At 73.6% G+C, this 16,325-nt stretch carries 15 protein-coding genes; 10 read left to right on the forward strand and 5 right to left on the reverse strand.

The window, feature by feature from the left end; all coding sequences use genetic code 11:
- The first annotated feature begins 44 nt into the window (after nucleotides 1-44).
- The 9 genes from ACIRS4_RS08960 (at nucleotide 45) to ACIRS4_RS09000 (ending at nucleotide 11,911) form a co-directional block, all read left to right on the forward strand.
- A complete protein-coding gene (locus ACIRS4_RS08960) occupies nucleotides 45-2,603 on the forward strand; it encodes a SpoIIE family protein phosphatase (RefSeq protein ID WP_404192162.1) in 2,559 nt (852 codons plus the stop codon).
- Nucleotides 2,604-2,880: 277 nt separating this feature from the next.
- Nucleotides 2,881-3,255, forward strand: coding sequence for an STAS domain-containing protein (locus tag ACIRS4_RS08965; RefSeq protein WP_404192165.1), 375 nt, complete (start codon nucleotides 2,881-2,883; stop codon nucleotides 3,253-3,255).
- Nucleotides 3,256-3,411: 156 nt separating this feature from the next.
- Nucleotides 3,412-4,311: an STAS domain-containing protein gene (locus ACIRS4_RS08970; RefSeq protein ID WP_404192167.1), complete on the forward strand. Its 900-nt coding sequence runs from the start codon at nucleotides 3,412-3,414 to the stop codon at nucleotides 4,309-4,311.
- The gene (locus tag ACIRS4_RS08975) at nucleotides 4,308-4,724 is read left to right on the forward strand and encodes an STAS domain-containing protein (protein WP_404192170.1); all 417 of its coding nucleotides are present in this window, start codon (nucleotides 4,308-4,310) and stop codon (nucleotides 4,722-4,724) included. The genes ACIRS4_RS08970 and ACIRS4_RS08975 overlap by 4 nt, the downstream gene beginning before the upstream one ends.
- Nucleotides 4,725-4,771: 47 nt before the next feature.
- The gene (locus ACIRS4_RS08980; protein ID WP_404193052.1) at nucleotides 4,772-5,164 is read left to right on the forward strand and encodes an anti-sigma regulatory factor; all 393 of its coding nucleotides are present in this window, start codon (nucleotides 4,772-4,774) and stop codon (nucleotides 5,162-5,164) included.
- Nucleotides 5,164-6,210, forward strand: a complete 1,047-nt coding sequence (locus ACIRS4_RS08985; protein ID WP_404192172.1) for a SpoIIE family protein phosphatase — start codon at nucleotides 5,164-5,166, stop codon at nucleotides 6,208-6,210. Before ACIRS4_RS08980 ends, ACIRS4_RS08985 begins: the two co-directional genes overlap by 1 nt.
- Nucleotides 6,207-7,943, forward strand: coding sequence for a PP2C family protein-serine/threonine phosphatase (locus ACIRS4_RS08990; protein ID WP_404192175.1), 1,737 nt, complete (start codon nucleotides 6,207-6,209; stop codon nucleotides 7,941-7,943). The genes ACIRS4_RS08985 and ACIRS4_RS08990 overlap by 4 nt, the downstream gene beginning before the upstream one ends.
- 207 nt (nucleotides 7,944-8,150) lie before the next feature.
- On the forward strand, nucleotides 8,151-9,581 hold the full coding sequence (locus ACIRS4_RS08995) for an NAD(P)/FAD-dependent oxidoreductase (RefSeq protein ID WP_404192177.1): 1,431 nt from the start codon (nucleotides 8,151-8,153) through the stop codon (nucleotides 9,579-9,581).
- 83 nt (nucleotides 9,582-9,664) lie between these two features.
- A complete protein-coding gene (locus tag ACIRS4_RS09000) occupies nucleotides 9,665-11,911 on the forward strand; it encodes an FUSC family protein (RefSeq protein ID WP_404193055.1) in 2,247 nt (748 codons plus the stop codon).
- A gap of 296 nt (nucleotides 11,912-12,207) precedes the next feature.
- On the opposite strand, the gene ACIRS4_RS09005 is transcribed toward ACIRS4_RS09000, so the two are convergent.
- The 5 genes from ACIRS4_RS09005 to ACIRS4_RS09025 all read right to left on the reverse strand — a co-directional run bounded on the left by ACIRS4_RS09005 (nucleotide 12,208) and on the right by ACIRS4_RS09025 (nucleotide 15,547).
- Nucleotides 12,208-12,639, reverse strand: coding sequence for a hypothetical protein (locus ACIRS4_RS09005; protein WP_404192179.1), 432 nt, complete (start codon nucleotides 12,637-12,639; stop codon nucleotides 12,208-12,210).
- Between the two features lie 29 nt (nucleotides 12,640-12,668).
- A complete protein-coding gene (locus ACIRS4_RS09010) occupies nucleotides 12,669-13,508 on the reverse strand; it encodes a DUF1206 domain-containing protein (protein ID WP_404192182.1) in 840 nt (279 codons plus the stop codon).
- Nucleotides 13,509-13,689: 181 nt separating this feature from the next.
- Nucleotides 13,690-13,932 (reverse strand): DUF5133 domain-containing protein, encoded by a 243-nt coding sequence (locus tag ACIRS4_RS09015; RefSeq protein WP_404192185.1) that lies wholly within the window; start codon nucleotides 13,930-13,932, stop codon nucleotides 13,690-13,692.
- Nucleotides 13,933-14,019: 87 nt separating this feature from the next.
- Nucleotides 14,020-14,868, reverse strand: coding sequence for a SigB/SigF/SigG family RNA polymerase sigma factor (locus tag ACIRS4_RS09020; RefSeq protein ID WP_404192187.1), 849 nt, complete (start codon nucleotides 14,866-14,868; stop codon nucleotides 14,020-14,022).
- Nucleotides 14,869-15,103: 235 nt separating this feature from the next.
- The gene (locus ACIRS4_RS09025; protein WP_404192189.1) at nucleotides 15,104-15,547 is read right to left on the reverse strand and encodes an ATP-binding protein; all 444 of its coding nucleotides are present in this window, start codon (nucleotides 15,545-15,547) and stop codon (nucleotides 15,104-15,106) included.
- A gap of 536 nt (nucleotides 15,548-16,083) precedes the next feature.
- Here ACIRS4_RS09025 and ACIRS4_RS09030 point away from each other — a divergent pair.
- On the forward strand, nucleotides 16,084-16,305 hold the full coding sequence (locus ACIRS4_RS09030) for a hypothetical protein (RefSeq protein WP_404192191.1): 222 nt from the start codon (nucleotides 16,084-16,086) through the stop codon (nucleotides 16,303-16,305).
- Nucleotides 16,306-16,325 lie beyond the last annotated feature (20 nt).

Below are 16,325 nucleotides of genomic sequence, written 5' to 3' on the forward strand. Positions count from 1 at the left end.
GCCCGCACCCGCCCCCGGACGTTCCAGCCGAGGAGTCTTCGCACGTGAGCATTCCCGAACAACCGCACGAGAGGAACGACACCCCGGCCGCCGCTGAGCCGGCCGAGGCCGGCCGGGGCGGCGCGGCCCGGCCGTCCGCGGACGGGACGGCCGCCGTGTCGCCGTCCCCGGGGCGGGCGACCGCCGTCGCGTCGCAGCCGGACCGGTCCCCCGGGGGCCGGTCCGGCGAGGACGGGGACGAGGAGACGCCCACGCCGGTGGGCCGGCTCGCGGCGACCGTGGCGCGGCTGCGGCGGGAGGTCCGGGCGGCGCAGGCCGAGGCCGAGGGCCGGGCCCTGGTCGAGCTCGCCAAGGGCATCCTGGTGGAGCGCCTCGGGTGCGGTCCGGCCGAGGCGGCCCGCCAGCTCACCGAGCTGGCCCGGCAGGCCGGGGTGACGCCGCTGGAGTTCGCGGTGGACGTCATCAACCAGGCCGCACGGGACCGGATGTCGGAGGTGACCGACGCCTTCATCGCCACCGTCTCCGGCGTCGACGACGGCCCCGGCGACGGTTTCGGTGAGGGCGCCGGGGAGGACTCCGCGGCCGTGCGGCTACGGGCCGCGGAGAGCGGGGCGCTCGCCGCGCACGACACGCAGGCCGTCGCCGACTCGTTGCTCCAGCACGCCCTGGGCCCGCTCGGCGCGGTGGCGGTGGCGATCTGGGCGACCGGCCCGGACGGCTCGCTCACCCTGGCCGGCAGCGCCGGCTTCGCCCCCGCGGAGGCCGCGCGCTGGCGTTACGTCCCGCCGGACGTGGCCACGGTGGCCCGGCGGGGCCTGACGGAGCGTTCGGGCCAGTGGATCCGGTCACTGGCGCACACGGGCGTGCCCACCATCGGCCGGCAGCTGTACCCCGACGGCGGCCGGGTCGCCCTGCCCGCCGGGACCGGCGGCCGGGTGCACGGCGTCCTGGAGATCGCCTGGCCCGTCCCGCTGGAGCGGCAGCCGCCGCAGGTGGTGCGCCAGGTGGAGGCGCTGGCCGAGCTGTGCGCGCACACGCTGCAGACGTACACGCACGCCGAGGGCTCCGACCGGGAGCCGCGAGTGCTGCCCGACGCCGCGGAGCTGATGGATCTCGCGGACGGACTGCACGACCCGGCGCTGGTCCTCGTGCCGCACATCGACGCGTCGGGGCAGCTGGTGGACTTCCGCATCCAGCACGTCAACGACCGCTTCCTGGACCCGGCGGGCCGTCCCCGGGCGGTGGTCAACGGCGCCCTGATGCTGGAGGCGTACCCGATGTCCGCCGGCGGGAGCGACCTGTTCCAGCGCATCGAGCGCGTCTACGCCACGGGTGAGCCGTTCCGGGCGCGGCGGATGAGTCTGACCGCGCTCGTCGACGACGTGCCGCTGTCGGCGGTCGCGGACATGAGCATCAGCCGGCACGGCACGTGCGTCCTGCTGATCTGGCGCATCGAGGACGAGACGGCGCGGCTGGCGAGCCTGCTGCAGCACGCGCAGCGCCTCGGCCGCATCGGCGGCTTCGAGGAGAACGTGCTCACGGGCGAGACCACCTGGAACGGCCAGATGTTCGCCCTGTACGGGCGGGACCCCTCCGGTTCCCCGGTGCCGCTGGAGGCGCTGGGGGCGCACGCCCACCCCGACGACGCGGTGCCCGTCGGGCGGTTCCTGCGCACGCTGATGCACCACCGGCGGCCGTCCTCGGCCGCCTTCCGGCTCCAGCGGCCGGACGGGGTGACCCGGCACATGCGGATCGTGGCCGAGCCCGTTCTGGACACCGACGCCCGGCTGGTCGCCGTACGCGGCGCCTACCAGGACATCTCGGCGCAGCACTGGACGGAGGTGGCGCTCGCCGCGACCCGTGACCAGCTGGCGCAGACCGAGCAGCAGGCGAGCGAGCGCAACCGGCTCACGCTTCAGCTCCAGCACGCGATCATGCCGCCGACGCACGCGCCGCTGGAGGTCCCCGGGCTGCAGGTGGCGGTGCGCTACCGGCCGGCCGAGGAGGAGCAGCTGGTGGGCGGTGACTGGTACGACACGGTGGTCCTGCCGTCGGGACTGGTGATGCTGTGCGTGGGCGACGTCGCCGGGCACGGCATCGAGGCGGCGACGTCCATGGTGGTGCTGCGCAACGCGCTGCGCGGGCTGGCGGTGACCGGGGCGGGCCCGGGGCAGCTGCTGTCCTGGCTGAACATCGTCGCCCACCATCTGACGGGCGCCGTGACGGCGACGGCGGTGTGCGGGCTGTACGACCCGGCGCGGCGCACCCTGCGGTGGGCGAGGGCCGGCCATCTGCCGCCGGTGCTGGTGCGCGACGCGAGCGCGACCCCGCTGCCCCTGCTGAAGGGGATGCTGCTGGGCGCCGTGCCGGAGACCACGTACGAGGAGGAGGAGATCCAGCTCGCGGCCGACGACACGCTGCTGATGTACACGGACGGGCTGATCGAGCGGCGGGACCGGTCGGTGGAGGAGTCGCTGACGCATCTGCTGAGCGAGGCCCGCACGGCCGTGGCGACGCTGGACCAGCAGCTGGACCGGCTGCTCACCTACAGCAGGTCCGACACGGACGACGACACCTGCATCGTGGGCATCAGGCTGGGCTGACCGGGGCCACACGCCGCCTTCGAGGGGTCCTCGCGCCATGAGCGTCCGATCAGGGCGCGCGCGAGGACCCCTCAGGGGTTCTCGCGGGATCTTCGGCGCATGAGCGGCGGGTTCGCGGGTATCCGCTCGTGCGCGGTGCGAGACCGGGAGCGGCAAGGCGAGGGGGAGAGACGAGGCAGGGCCCGGTGTCGGCCGGAGGATCCGTCCCGACCGCGCTCGTCCCGTACCGCAGTCACCCCCGGGCACGCGCCCGGACCGTCAGTTTTCGGAGGTATTCGTGTCCATCGCCCAGAACCCGTTGTCCGTCGAGGTGACCCTGCCCCGCGAGGACGTGGCCCTGGTCACGGTCGAGGGTCATCTCGACCTCGACACGGCGACCGAATTCCAGGCCCATCTGGCGAACCAGCTCCATCACGGCAGGCGGCACTTCCTGCTGGATCTGTCCGCGGTGCCCTTCATGGACTCCTCCGGGATGAACATCATCCTGCGCGTGTACCAGGAGGCGCGGACGCTGCCGGGCAGTGTGCACGTGATCGATCCCACGCCTGCGGTGCGCCGGGTCCTGGATCTGACCGGGGTGAGCCTCACGGTTCCCGTGTCGGACAAGGTGGAGGACGCGTTGGCGCTGATCGACGGCCCGCAGCCGGCCTGATCGAAGGGGGAAGTGATCGTTTGACAGCCGTGCGGGCAGGCCAAGAGAGTGGGCCGGTCGGGGACCTGGTTAGGGTTGTCGTCCGGCAAAGGTCACCCCGCGTCACCGCCGTCCGCGGCGGGGTCGCAGCAGCAGGACGCAGATGAGGAGTGAAGAGTGCCGGAGCACGAAGCGGCCGCACAGCACCGTACGCCGACGGAGGAAGTAGGGGCCTTCCTGGACCGCCGTCGGGAGCAGATCGCCCAACGGTGGGCTGACGAGTCCTTCTTCCGGACCGTCTTCACGGTGTCCCGGGACGAGGCGGTGGACGCGGGCCGCACGGTGGTGGACGCCCTCGCGGACGTCGTCCGCTCCGGCCGCGTGGAGAACTCCGACAGCGCCGGGTTCGCCGCGGTCCGCGAGCAGCTGTCCCGGATGACCTCCGCCCGCTCCCGTTTCGGCCTGAGCACGGCGCAGGTCTCCAGCGAGGTGGACGCGCTGCGGGCGCCCGCGGTGGACCTGCTGGTCGCCGACCTGGCGGACGCCTCCCCGGACCACGCCAGGGAGTGCGGCACGATCTTGACCGTGCTGATGGGCACGCTGCGGCTGGTGGTCATGGAGACCGCGCTGACCGAGGTGCAGGCCCTCAACGACCGGCAGCAGCTCCAGCTGCTGGAGGTCGCCACGCCCATCATCCGGCTGTGGGACGGCATCGTCGCCGTGCCGCTGATCGGCACCCTGGACAGCGCCCGCAGCCAGGTCGTCATGGAGACGCTGCTGGAGGCGGTCGTCGACCAGCAGGCCAAGTACGCGATCCTGGACATCACCGGTGTGCCGACGGTCGACTCGCTCGTCGCGCAGCACCTGATGAAGACGGTGGCGGCGGTGCGGCTGATGGGCGCCGAGTGCATCGTCTCCGGCATCCGGCCCGCGATCGCGCAGACCATCGTCCACCTCGGTCTGGACCTGGGCACCGTCATCACCCGGGCCGGTCTGGCCGACGCCCTGTCGTACGCCCTGCACGGTCTGGGCGCGGACATCGTGCACTCGGCGTCCGGCGGTGCGGGTCAGCGGTGAACGGCCACTTCTCCCCCACCGGTGGGGCACACGTGCCGGTGCTCCGGCTGGGTGACATCCTGCTGGTCACCCTCCAGGGCGATCTGCACGACAGCACGGCGGAACAGCTCCAGCACGACATCGTGGAGGCGATCGCCCACAGCCGGGTCGCCGGCGTGGTCATCGACATCTCCGGTGTGGAGATAGTCGACTCCTTCCTCGGCCGGGTGCTGGCCGAGATCGCGGCGAACGCCCGGCTGCTGGCCGCGCAGACCGTCGTGGCCGGCATGCGGCCCGCGGTCGCGATCACTTTGGTGGAACTGGGGCTGACGCTGCCGGGTCTGCGCACGGCGCTGAGCACCGAGGCGGCGCTGGCGCTCCTCGGCTCGACAGGCTCCCCGGCCGCGCGTGGCCCGCGCGGGGAGCCTCGGTGAGCGGGACGGCCGCGGGCGTCGAGGCCCGCCTGCCGATCCGCTCCGACATGGACCTGGCGTGGGTACGGCAGCATGTGCGGCAGGCCGCGGCCGCGCTCGGCTTCAGTCTGGTCGAGCAGACGAAACTGGTCACCGCGGCCAGCGAACTCGCCCGCAACACACTCGTTTACGGCGGGGGCGGCGAGGTGGAGACGCTGCGCGTCACCGAGGGGCGCGTGCAGGGGCTGCGGCTGGTCTTCTCCGACCAGGGGCCCGGCATCACCGACGTGGAGCGGGCGCTGAGCGACGGCTTCACCTCCGGCGGCGGCCTCGGCATGGGGCTCGGCGGGGCGAAGCGGCTGGTGCACGACTTCGCCATCGACAGCACACCCGGTTCGGGCACGACGGTCACGGTGACCTCGTGGGCGGCCCGGCCGCCCCGCCAGCGCGAGGAGGTCTGATGCCCCAGGTGTGGGAGGTCCCCGTGCACGACTCGACACGGGTGCGCGACGCGCGGGTGGCCGCCGAGGAGGCCGCCGCCCTCGCGGACCTCGACGAGTCGCGTGCGGCGGCCGCCGCGCTGGTGGCGACGGAGCTGGCCACCAACCTGCTCAAGCACGGCGGTGGCGGTCAGCTGCTCGTCGAGGTGGTGGCGCCGCCCACCGGCGGGACCGGAATGTTCGTGCAGATCGCGGCCGTGGACCACGGTCCGGGAATCGCGGACGTCGGCGCCGCGTCGGGCGACGGCTTCTCCACGGCGGGCTCGCTGGGCGCGGGCCTGGGCACCTGCCGGCGGGTGGCCGACGACTTCGACCTGCACAGCGTCCCGGGCCGCGGCACGGTCGCGCTGGCCCGGGTCGGCGCGGTCCGGCCGAAGACGTACACGCGTGACCCGGTGCCGGCGCGGGCCGGCGGGGTGAACATCCCGTTCGCCGGGAACGCCTGGTCGGGCGACGCCTGGACCTTCGTGCGCGCCGAGGACCGGCTGACGCTGATGCTGGCCGACGGACTGGGCCACGGCCCGGGGGCCGCCCGCGCGTCGACCGCGGCGGTCGAGGAACTGCGCCGTTCGGCCCATCTGCGCCCCTCCGAGGTACTGGGCCGCCTGGACGGCGCGCTGCGCGGAACTCGCGGCGCGGCGGTCGCGCTGGCCCAGCTCGACCTGCGGGCCGGGCGGCTGCGGTTCGCCGGCATCGGCAACGTGGGCGCGCGACTGCGGGAGGGCGACAGCTGGCGCCACCTGCTGTCCCGGCCGGGCATAGTGGGCGTCCACCGCCCCACGTCGCTGCCCGAGACCGAGGCGCCCTGGGGCGCGGACCGGCTGCTGGTGCTGCACAGTGACGGTCTGCCCAGCCGCTGGACGCCGCCGTCCGACCCACGGCTGCCCGCCATGGACCCGGCGGTCGCCGCCGCGGTGATCGTGCGCGACGCCAGCAGTTCCGCCCGCCCGGTGCGTGACGACACCGCCGTGGCCGTCCTGTCCCCGACCCCGCCGGACCGCCCATGATGCGCACCTGGCAGATCACCACCGTCACCGACGCGGCCCGCGCCCGGATCGCGACCACACGGCTGGCCGCCGCGTTCGGCGTCGCCCCGCTGGAGCGCACCCGGCTGGCGAGCGCGCTCAGCGGGCGGCTGCGGCAGTGTCTGACGAAGGGCGGCGTGTGGCGGCTCACCCTGGAGACGTCGGCGGGCGTGCTGCGCGCCGAGATCGCCTCCTCCCCCGCCGCCGGGGAGCCGCCGTGGCACGTCACCGTGCCGTGTCCCGAGCCGGCCGACGCCTCGATCTTCCACGGGGTGGCCGACGACCCGGCGGCCCTCGCGGAGGCCCTGCTCGGCGCGGACGAGGACACCGCCGTCGTGCTGGACAGACTCACCGAGCAGGAGGAGCTGGTGCTCTTCCACCGGGAGGAGCTGCACCAGACCAACCAGGGCGTCCTGGCGCTGCACGCCGAGCTGGACGCGGCCGGGCGGGCGCAGAAGGAGGCCTTCGCGGCGGAGCGCGCGGCGCGCCAGGAGGCGGAGAGCGCCCGGCGCCGGCTGACGTTCCTCGCGGACGCCAGCGCGGCGCTGACGGCGTCCCTGAACCACGAGGAGATCGTGCGCCGGCTGCCCGAGCTGCTGGTCCCGGAGTACGCGCGCACGGTCGACGTGTGGCTCTTCGACGCCGAGGACGACCGGCATCCACCGGCCCCGGAGACCTCGTCGTCGACGTCCGCCGCGGCGGCGGTGGTCGCGGCCCGCACGGGGCGGCCCCAGTACGCGGCCGATCACCCCGGCGGCCTGCCCGGTGTGGACGACCTGCCGCCGTCCGTGACGCACCCCGGCACGCCCGTGCTGTGCATCCCGCTGCCCACCCGGCACACCCCGCTGGGCGTGCTGACGCTGACGCCGCCCGGCGAGCGCTGGGACCCGGACGACGCGGTGATGCTGATCGAGCTGACCAGACGGGCCAGCACCGCGCTGGAGAATGCGCGGCGCTTCGAGCACAACCGGGACATCGCCGAGACCCTGCAGCACGCGCTGCTGACGCAGTTGCCGACGATCGAGGGCCTGAACCTGTCGGCGCACTACCTCCCGGCGACGTACGGACTGAACATCGGCGGCGACTGGTACGACGCGTTCCGGCAGCCGGACGGCTCTCTGATCACGGTCATCGGCGACGTGACCGGGCACGGGCTGCACGCGGCGGTGATGATGAGCCAGCTGCGCACCGCGCTGCGCGCCTACGCCGTCGACGGTGGCAGCCCCGGCGTGCTGCTGACCCGGCTGCACACCTTCCTGCACCATCTCCAGCCCGACCTGTACGCGACGGCGGTGATCGCCCGTTTCACACCCGGCGACCCGGTGCTGACGTGGGCGGCCGCCGGGCATCCGCCGCCGGTGCTGCGGGAGCCGGACGGCCGGGTGCGCACGCTGGACGCCAAGCCGGGGGCGATGCTGGGCATCCCGCTGCGCCAGGAGATCGCCGACCACACCGAGCCCCTCGCGCCCGGCACGACGCTGGCGCTCTACACGGACGGTCTGGTCGAGCGGCGCGCCCAGGGCATAGACCCGGGCATCGAGCGGCTCGCGGCGGCGCTCGGCTCGTTCCGCACCGAGGAGCTGGACGCGGATCTGCGCGGCTCCGCGGAGCGCATCCTGCACCCGCTGCTGAGCGACTCCGAGCGGGACGACGACGTCTGTCTGCTGCTGTCCCACATCGACAGCCGCACGGCGACGGTCTCCGTGGGCTCCTGACGGCGGACGCGCATCGGGGCCCGTCGGGGACCTGATCGGGACGCGGCGGGGACCTCGGGAGGAGAAACGGCAAAACGTTCGTCTGCATGCTCCGCCCCACTGGCGCGAGCACTACGGTCGCGGTGGGATCGATCGACGAGGTGCGAAGCGCCGTCCGGTGGGAACGCGCATGACGTCGAGGAAGACCGCCTGGAGCCGCAGAAAGGGATGGACATCGTGACACGACCCAGGATCCTGGTGGTGGGCGCGGGCTTCGCGGGAGTGGGGTGCGTTCGGCGTCTGGAACGCAAGCTCTCCCCCGGCGAGGCCGAGATCACTTTGGTGACGCCGTTCAGCTACCAGCTCTATCTGCCGCTGCTGCCGCAGGTCGCCTCCGGGGTGCTGACCCCCCAGTCGATCGCCGTCTCCCTGCGCCGCAGCAAGAAGTACCGCACCCGGATCATCCCGGGCGGCGCCATCGGCGTGGACCTGAAGGCGAAGGTCTGCGTCATCCGCACCATCACCGACGAGATCGTCAACGAGCCCTACGACTACATCGTGCTGGCTCCCGGCAGCGTCACCCGCACCTTCGACATCCCGGGGCTGACCGAGCACGCCTTCGGGATGAAGACGCTCGCGGAGGCCGCCTACATCCGCGACCACGTCATCTCCCAGCTGGACCTGGCCGACGCGAGCCACGACCCCGTCGAGCGGGCGTCGCGGCTGCAGTTCGTGGTCGTGGGCGGCGGCTACGCCGGCACCGAGACCGCGGCCTGCCTCCAGCTGCTCACCCACAACGCGGTCAAGCGCTACCCCCGGCTGGACCCGAGCCTGATCAAGTGGCACCTGATCGACATCGCCCCGAAGCTGATGCCCGAACTCGGCGACAAGCTCGGCCGCAGTGCGCAGGAGGTGCTGCGCCGGCGCGGGATCGAGGTCTCGCTCGGCGTGTCCATCGACAAGGCGGGTCCGGAGGAGGTCACCTTCACCGACGGGCGGGTGGTGCCGACCCGCACGCTGATCTGGACGGCCGGCGTGGTGGCGAGCCCGCTCATCGCGACCCTGGGCGCGGAGACCGTCCGCGGCCGGCTCGCGGTCACCTCCGAGATGTGCCTGCCGGGCCAGGACGGGGTGTTCGCGCTCGGCGACGCCGCCGCGGTGCCCGACGAGGCCAAGGGCGAGGAGGGGGCGGTGTGCCCGCCGACCGCGCAGCACGCGATGCGGCAGGGCACGGCCGTCGCCGACAACGTCATGGCGGCGCTGCGGGGCCGGGAGCTGAAGCCGTACGCGCACAAGGACCTCGGGCTGGTCGTGGACCTGGGCGGCACCGACGCCGTGTCCAAGCCGATGGGCGTGGAGCTGCGGGGGCTGCCGGCGCAGGCCGTCGCCCGCGGTTACCACTGGGGCGCGCTGCGCACGGGCGTGGCCAAGGCGCGGGTGCTGACGAACTGGACGCTCAACGCGTTGGCGGGCGACGATTTCGTCCGCACGGGCTTCCAGGCCCGGCGCCCGGCCAAGCTGAAGGACTTCGAGTACACGGACAGCTATCTGACGCCGGAGCAGGTGCGGGCCCACGTAGAAGGAACAGCAGGAACGGCAGGAACGGCGGGAACGGCCGGCCCCCAGGACGGGCAGGGCGCGGGGTCCGAGGCCGGCTGAGGGACGACGCGAACGGAACGGCGAGGCACGGCGAGCGGGTCGGGAGAGAGTACGGCGGCGTGAGGGCAGCGGCGACGACAGCGGTGACGGCGACGGGACCCCGATCGTTCGGGGTGCGATGGCGGGACCGGGTCGTGGCGTCCGACCCGGGGCTGCTGCGGCTGGCCGCGGGGTTGCGGACGGTCGCCGCGATCGCGCTCACGCTGGCCGTCGTCTCCCTGTCCGGCGGGGACGTCTCCCATCTGGTCGCCGGGGCCATCTCGTCGATGGTCGCGACCTTCGCGATCCGCGAGAAGCAGCTCGGCCTTCAGGCGGTCACCCTGGCGCTCGGGCTGCCCGTCGCGCTGGCCTCCGTGACGGTGGCGGCGCTGCTGAGCTCGCGCACCGTCGTCGGCGACCTCTTCTTCGTCGCGCTGATCTTCTGCGCGGTCTACGGCCGGAGGTTCGGGGACCGGGGCACGGCGCTCGGGCTGATCGGCTTCCAGGTCTACTTCATGTCGCTGTTCGTCGGCGTGACGCGCGAGAGCCTGCCCGGGTTCTGGGCGACGATCGGCGTCGCCTTCGCGTGCAGTGCCACGGCCCGGTTCGCGCTGGTGCCGCAGACCCCGGCGGGGATCCTCAGCCGGTTGCGCACGGCGTTCCGGGCCCGGCTCGCCCAGCTCCTCGACGCCCAGGGCGAGCTGATGGACGCCGGTCCCGAGGACGTGGAGAAGGCGCTGACACAGGTGCGCGAGGGCACCGCTCGGCTGCACGAGACGGCCATGATGATCCAGGGCCGGCTGGACGAGGGCACCCGCGACGAGGCGACGGCACGGCTGGTGCAGCGCCGGGTCGCCGACGCGGAGATCGCCGCCGAGCGGCTGGGTCTGCTGCTGCTGACGGCGCGCAGCGCCGAACGGGCGGACACCCTCACCCTGCACCTGCCGGGGGCGCCGGTCCCCGAGAGCGGCCTGCTGCCGGTGCGGGAGGAGGCGACGGACGTCCTGCGCCGTGATCTGCGGGCGCTCAGTCTGCTCGTACGGCATCCCGTGACGGACGGGACGGGGCTGGCGCAGGTGCGCAATCGGCTGCTCGGGTACCGCGAGGAGGAGAACCTGCCGGTCGCTTCGCCGCCCGTGCAGGACGTCTTCCGGGGCGTCGGCGAGGCGGCCCGCGCGGTGCTCGGGCTGCGGCTCGCGCTGGACGGGCCGCAGGACGAGTCGGACGACAGTCCCGAGACGGCGCGCTCCCGGGAGGAGCTCGACGCGGAGGACGCCGCGATCGGCGGGGCGGAGGAGGCGGATGACGCCGCCGACGAGCCCACCGGTCTGCGCCGGCCGACGACGCGGGCGGCCGTGCAGGTCGCGCTCGGGTCGGCGCTGGCCATCCTCGCCGGGGAGACGCTGTCCACGCAGCGCTGGTACTGGGCGGTCCTGACCTGCTGGATCGTCTTCATCAACACGGCGTCGACCGGGGAGATCCTGGTCAAGGGCTACCGGCGGTTGCTGGGCACGGTGCTCGGGGTGGTCGCGGGGATCGGGCTGACCGCGCTGGTCGGGCACCATACGTGGACGGCGTTCGCGGTGGTGCTGCTGTGCGTGTTCGCCATGTTCTACACGGCGCCGCTGTCGTACACGCTGATGTCGTTCTTCGTGACCGCGGCGCTGGGCGTGCTGTACACGCTGCTGCACACCTACAGCCTGTCGGTGCTGCTGCTGCGGGTGGAGGAGACGGCGCTGGGGGTGGCCTGCGGGGTGGTCGCGGCGGCGGTGGTGCTGCCGGTGCGGACGGACCGCCGTACGAACGAGCTGCTGACGACCGTGCTCGACCGGTTGACCGACGTCACCTCGGCGGCCGTGGAGCAGCTGAGCGGGGGGCCGCCCGCGGATCTGCTGGACCGGGCGCGGGACCTGGACCAGGCGCTGGCCGACCTCAGGGCGGCCACCCAGCCTCTGACCCACCCGGTCACCCCGCTGCGCACACGGCGCGACACCGCCCGGTACGTCGTCGCGCTCCTGGAGACCTGCGCCTACCACGCGCGTTCGCTGGCCGCCACGGCCGAGCTGCTCCCCAGCCATCCGTCGATCGCGGCGGACCCGCGGCTGCGGGGAGCGGGGCAGCGCATCCTGCACAACGTGGGCGCTGTCGCCGACCGCGTGGAGGACGACCACAGCACGGCGGAGGTCCTGACCGGCCCGAGCATCGCCTCCCTCCTGAAGCCCACGACGGCGACCCCGCCCGGGTACGCCCGGGTCACCGACCGTGTTCTGCGCCACCTCCAACGCCTGGACGAAGCGGTGACCGGTCTGGCCCGACCGTTGGACGTGCCCGTCCAGCAGGAGCAGCCGTGACGCGGTAGGACGGGCGGCTGGACGAGGGGCCCAGGGTCCGGAGTGAGTGCTGCCGGGGGCGGGCGGCCGGGGGCAGGCCTTCGGCCACCAGGGCCGGGCGTCCGGGGCGGCGGGGGCGGCTGCCGGACAGCTGGACCGGGCCGCGCCGGGCCCACGACGGGCGGCCCGGGACCACGGGATCGCAGCGGTCAGGGCCGGGACCACGGGATCGCAGCGGTCAGGGCCGGGACCACGGGATCGCAGCGGTCAGGGCCGCGTCGGCCCGGAGGCGGGGCCGGTGAAGGGGCGGGGGCCGGTCAGAAGTCCGTGGGGAGGCCGCTGGCTGCGGCGATGCCGCGGAGTTCTTCCGTGTCGCTCTGCCGGCGGCGGATGCAGCCGGCGATCTCGGCCAGTCGGTCCGGGTCGGAGGCGGTCACCGCGTCGGTGACCACCCGGACCGGTCCCGTCCCGTCCACCTGGATCTCCACCAGCTGGTTGTCGAGACGGCCGGTGACGGCCGTCGCGATGACCAGGGCGGCCTCGTCGCGGATCTCCTGGGGCAGGTCCTCGGTGTCCTGCGGATCCAGCGCGAAGTCCAGGGTCTCGGGGGATTGCTCGTCCAGTGCGCGCAGCGCGGGCGCGACGACCTTGAGCAGCATCTCGTAGTCCTCGTCGTCCATGCGGACGCGCAGGAGGTCGAGGTACATGTCCACGGGTCGTCCGTCCGGCGGGAACTCGGATTCGTTCATTCCCCCCGGGTTCCCCGGGACCGGCGTGTTCAGACCTTGCGCCAGCGGGCCATGGCGAACGAGAACAGTCCGAAGAGCACCAGCCCGGCGGCGACGCAGGCCAGCAGCCACGGACCGGCCGGTGTGTCGGCGAAGGAGCGCAGGGTGTCGTCGAGGCCCTTGGCCTGGTCGGGCTGGTAGTCGACGGCGGCACGGACGGCGAAGACCCCCGCCGCCGCGAACACCAGGCCGCGCGCCGCGCCGCCGCCCACGCCGGTCACGTCCACCGCGCGGCGCACCGCCGGTGACATCTCCCCCATCCGCATCTTGTCGTGGTACTTGCGCAGCACGGCCCGGCCGCCGATCCACAGACCGGCCACGACGATCCCGATCCCGCCCGCGCCGACGATCCACTGACCGCCGGGCAGCTCCAGCACCCGGGCGGTGACGTCGCGGGACTGCTCGTCGCTGGATCCTCCCCCGCTGCCGGAGCCCGCGGCGAAGGCGAGGACCGAGTAGGCGACGAAGGAGTAGAAGACGCACCGCGCCAGCGACAGCAGCCGCTTCTTGGGCTTGCGGCCCTCGGGGCCGACCGATCCGAAGACGACCTCGGACAGCCGCCACAGGGCCATGCCGACGAGGCCGATGCCCAGCGCCCACAGCAGGACGGAACCGAAAGGCTTCTGGGACATCTCCGCGAGCGCGCCCTGCCGGTCCGCCTCCTGGCTCTTGTTCTCGCCGAAGGCGATCTGCAGTGCGAGCATCCCGACGAGCAGATAGATCACACCGCGGGCCGTGAGGCCGGCTCTGGCGGCCCCCTTCGTCACCGACCCCCGCGCCGCCCGCTCGGCCTGCGTCCGGCCGCCTCGCGCCATGGCACTCGCGTTCATCACTGAACCTCCCCTGAAAGACTCGCGTTCGGATGCCCCGCCCACGGCCCGGCACACCCCGTTCGGGCACCGCTCCTCCACGTCACGCACACACGAGCGCCCCCGCCGCAGGGTCAGTGGCTGCGGCGGGGGCGCTCGCGACACCCCTCAGGGCCTGATCACGCGTACGCGCAGGACCTGATCACGCGTACGCGTGGGGTCCGTCCTCCGTGGTCCGGCGGGGTGCGGCGTCCGCCTCCGCCGCCGCGGCGAGCCAGCCGCGGGCCGCCTCCAGGGCGAGGGTGATGTCACGCGTCCCGGTGGAGACGCACAGCGTGTAGGCGAGGTCCTGTGCCCTGGTGTTCCCCTCGACCGGTCCTGTCGCCGTCACAGCCTCGTACTCGTCGACGAGCTTGCGCAGCACGGCGGGGTGGGGCATCAGCATGCGAGGACTCCTTGTCCCTGAACGGATCGGTTCCGTAAGCGGATCGGTGTGGGATGCGTCGGTGCGGTGCGGGCCGTCGACGCGGCGTCAGCCACGGCCGTCACGACGGCCGAGGGCCTCCTCGCGCACCATCGCGCAGCTGCGGCTGATGAGGCGGGAGACGTGCATCTGGGAGATGCCGAGGCGGTCGGCGATGCGGCTCTGGGTCATGTCCTCGAAGAAACGCATGTAGAGGATGGCCCGTTCGCGTTCCGGGAGCCGCCGCAGGCTCTCCTTCGCGGACTCGCGGTCCACGACGACGTCGAAGGAGGCGTCGGGGCCGCCGAGGGTGTCGACGAGGCTGTAACCGTCGTCGCCGGCCGGGAGTTCGGCGTCCAGCGACAGGGTGCTGAAGCTCTCCAGCGCCTCCAGGCCGGCCGCGACCTCTTCCTCGGTGAGCCCGGTGTGGGCGGCGATGTCGGCGGCCGAGGGCTCGGGGGCGCCGGGCGTCTGGGCGAGTTCCCGGCGGGCGAGGCGCACCTTGTTGCGCAGTTCCTGCACCCGGCGGGGCACGCGCAGGGCCCACATCCGGTCCCGGAAGTGCCGCTTGATCTCGCCGGTGATGGTCGGGACGGCGTAGCTCTCGAAGGCCCCGCGTTCCGGGTCGAAGCGGTCGACGGCCTTCACCAGGCCGAGTGCCGCCACCTGGCGGAGGTCCTCGATCGCCTCGCCCCGGTCGCGGAACCGGCCCGCGATCCGGTGGGCCATCGGCAGCCAGGCCGTGACGAGTTCGTCGCGGACGGCGTCCCGCTCGGGCCCTTCCTCCAGGGTGACCAGCCGGGCGAACCGGCTCGCGGTGTCGGGAGCGTCGTCATGGTTCCGGCGCGAGGGGGTGGTGGTCGCGGCGGGCGTCGGGGCGGGTGTCACGGGACGGCTTGTCGACATGTCGATGAGCATGCGGAATCGCTCCTGAACGAGGATTTCAGGGACTGACCACGGGAGGGCCACTGCCGGCCGGGGCATGCGAAGCGCCCCGAAACGGCTGTACCGCTCCCGCTGGCGCGCCTCCGGTCCGAAGCACGAACCTCCGTCTGCCCTACCCCCGGAGGAACAAACTCCGTGATTCTGAAAGGCGTTCAGAGGGCCGGGCGAGCGGCCCGTGGCCGTGCGGACGAGCTGAGCCGACGGGCCGTCAGAACACGGGGACGACAGCGGTGATGCACTTGCCGCCGGAGGGCAGATCGGACACCCGGACGTCCCGGGCCAGTCGGCAGACGATGGGCCAGCCGCGTCCGCCGGACCGGCGGCGGCCCTGTTCGTCGACCGGGTCGACGGCCACCGGGAGCCGGTCGCTGCGGTCGCTCACCGAGACCCGCACGGCCGGCCCGTCGACGTCGACGTCGTACTCCGTGACGCCGCCGCCGTGGAGTATGGCGTTGGTGGTGAGTTCCGAGGCGACGAGCAGGGCGTCGGAGAGGGCCTCCTCGTCGTAAGGGCGGCCGGTGTCCCCGCGCCGTCCGCTGACCGCGCGCCGCACGGCACTGCGGACGTCGGCCGGCCGGAACCGGCCGGCTCCGTCGTCCCGGCCTAGGCCGTCCGACGTGTCCACGCGGTCGATCGAGTACTTCGCGCGCATCCTCTCGCTCCCTGAGTCCGTCCGCTGATGAGTCCTGCTGCCTGACATGAGGTGCACCGCCACGGCGGCCGTGGCCCGCGGCGGGGCGAGGCCCGGCCGCCGCCGATCGCGCCGCTGCCGGGCGGCGGCACCCGGTCCCTCCGGCCGGCCGCGGATCGCTCCGCCGCGGCAACGCTGTCGCGGGTCCGATCCGTCACGGGCCGTGGAAGAATCCACGGTTGACACGAGTCATCCGCGTCGCTCGTGGACTTCGCCACGGCCGGTGGCGGGCCGGCCCGCCACCGGTCGAGACCTCCGTGAAGCCGGTCGCCTTCGGTCGCCGCCCGAAACCGGGAGGCGGCCGACCGGTCATGGGGTACGGTCCGGCAGGCCCGGGGCCTTCCCGTGGTCGTGCCGGTGGCCTCCGCCTGCCGGGCGGCGCGGCCCTCTTCAATTCGGCTGGCCGAAGCGCCGCTGCCCAAACCTGCTGTTTTACGACGGTGGGACGTCGAGGCGGATGAGGTCATCGAAGCGCCGCGGCTGGGTAGGCGGAGGTCATGACGGATGTCGTGGACTCGGATGAACTGTTGCGCCGCATTCAGCGGGCGAGGGCCTGTGCGCGGGAGGAACTCAAGGACCTGCGCACCCGGAGCGAGGATCTGGGCCGGACCGATCCGGACGCGGCCCGCGACGCGTACGTGCGGGGTCTGGCCTACGAGGCGGTGGTCGACGTGCTGGACGAGATCGTGACGCCGGGCCGCCACCCCGGCCCGCCCTGATCCGACCGGGTGGCGCGGGA

It is taken from the genome of Streptomyces sp. NPDC101166 (assembly GCF_044768125.1).
Lineage (GTDB): Bacteria > Actinomycetota > Actinomycetes > Streptomycetales > Streptomycetaceae > Streptomyces.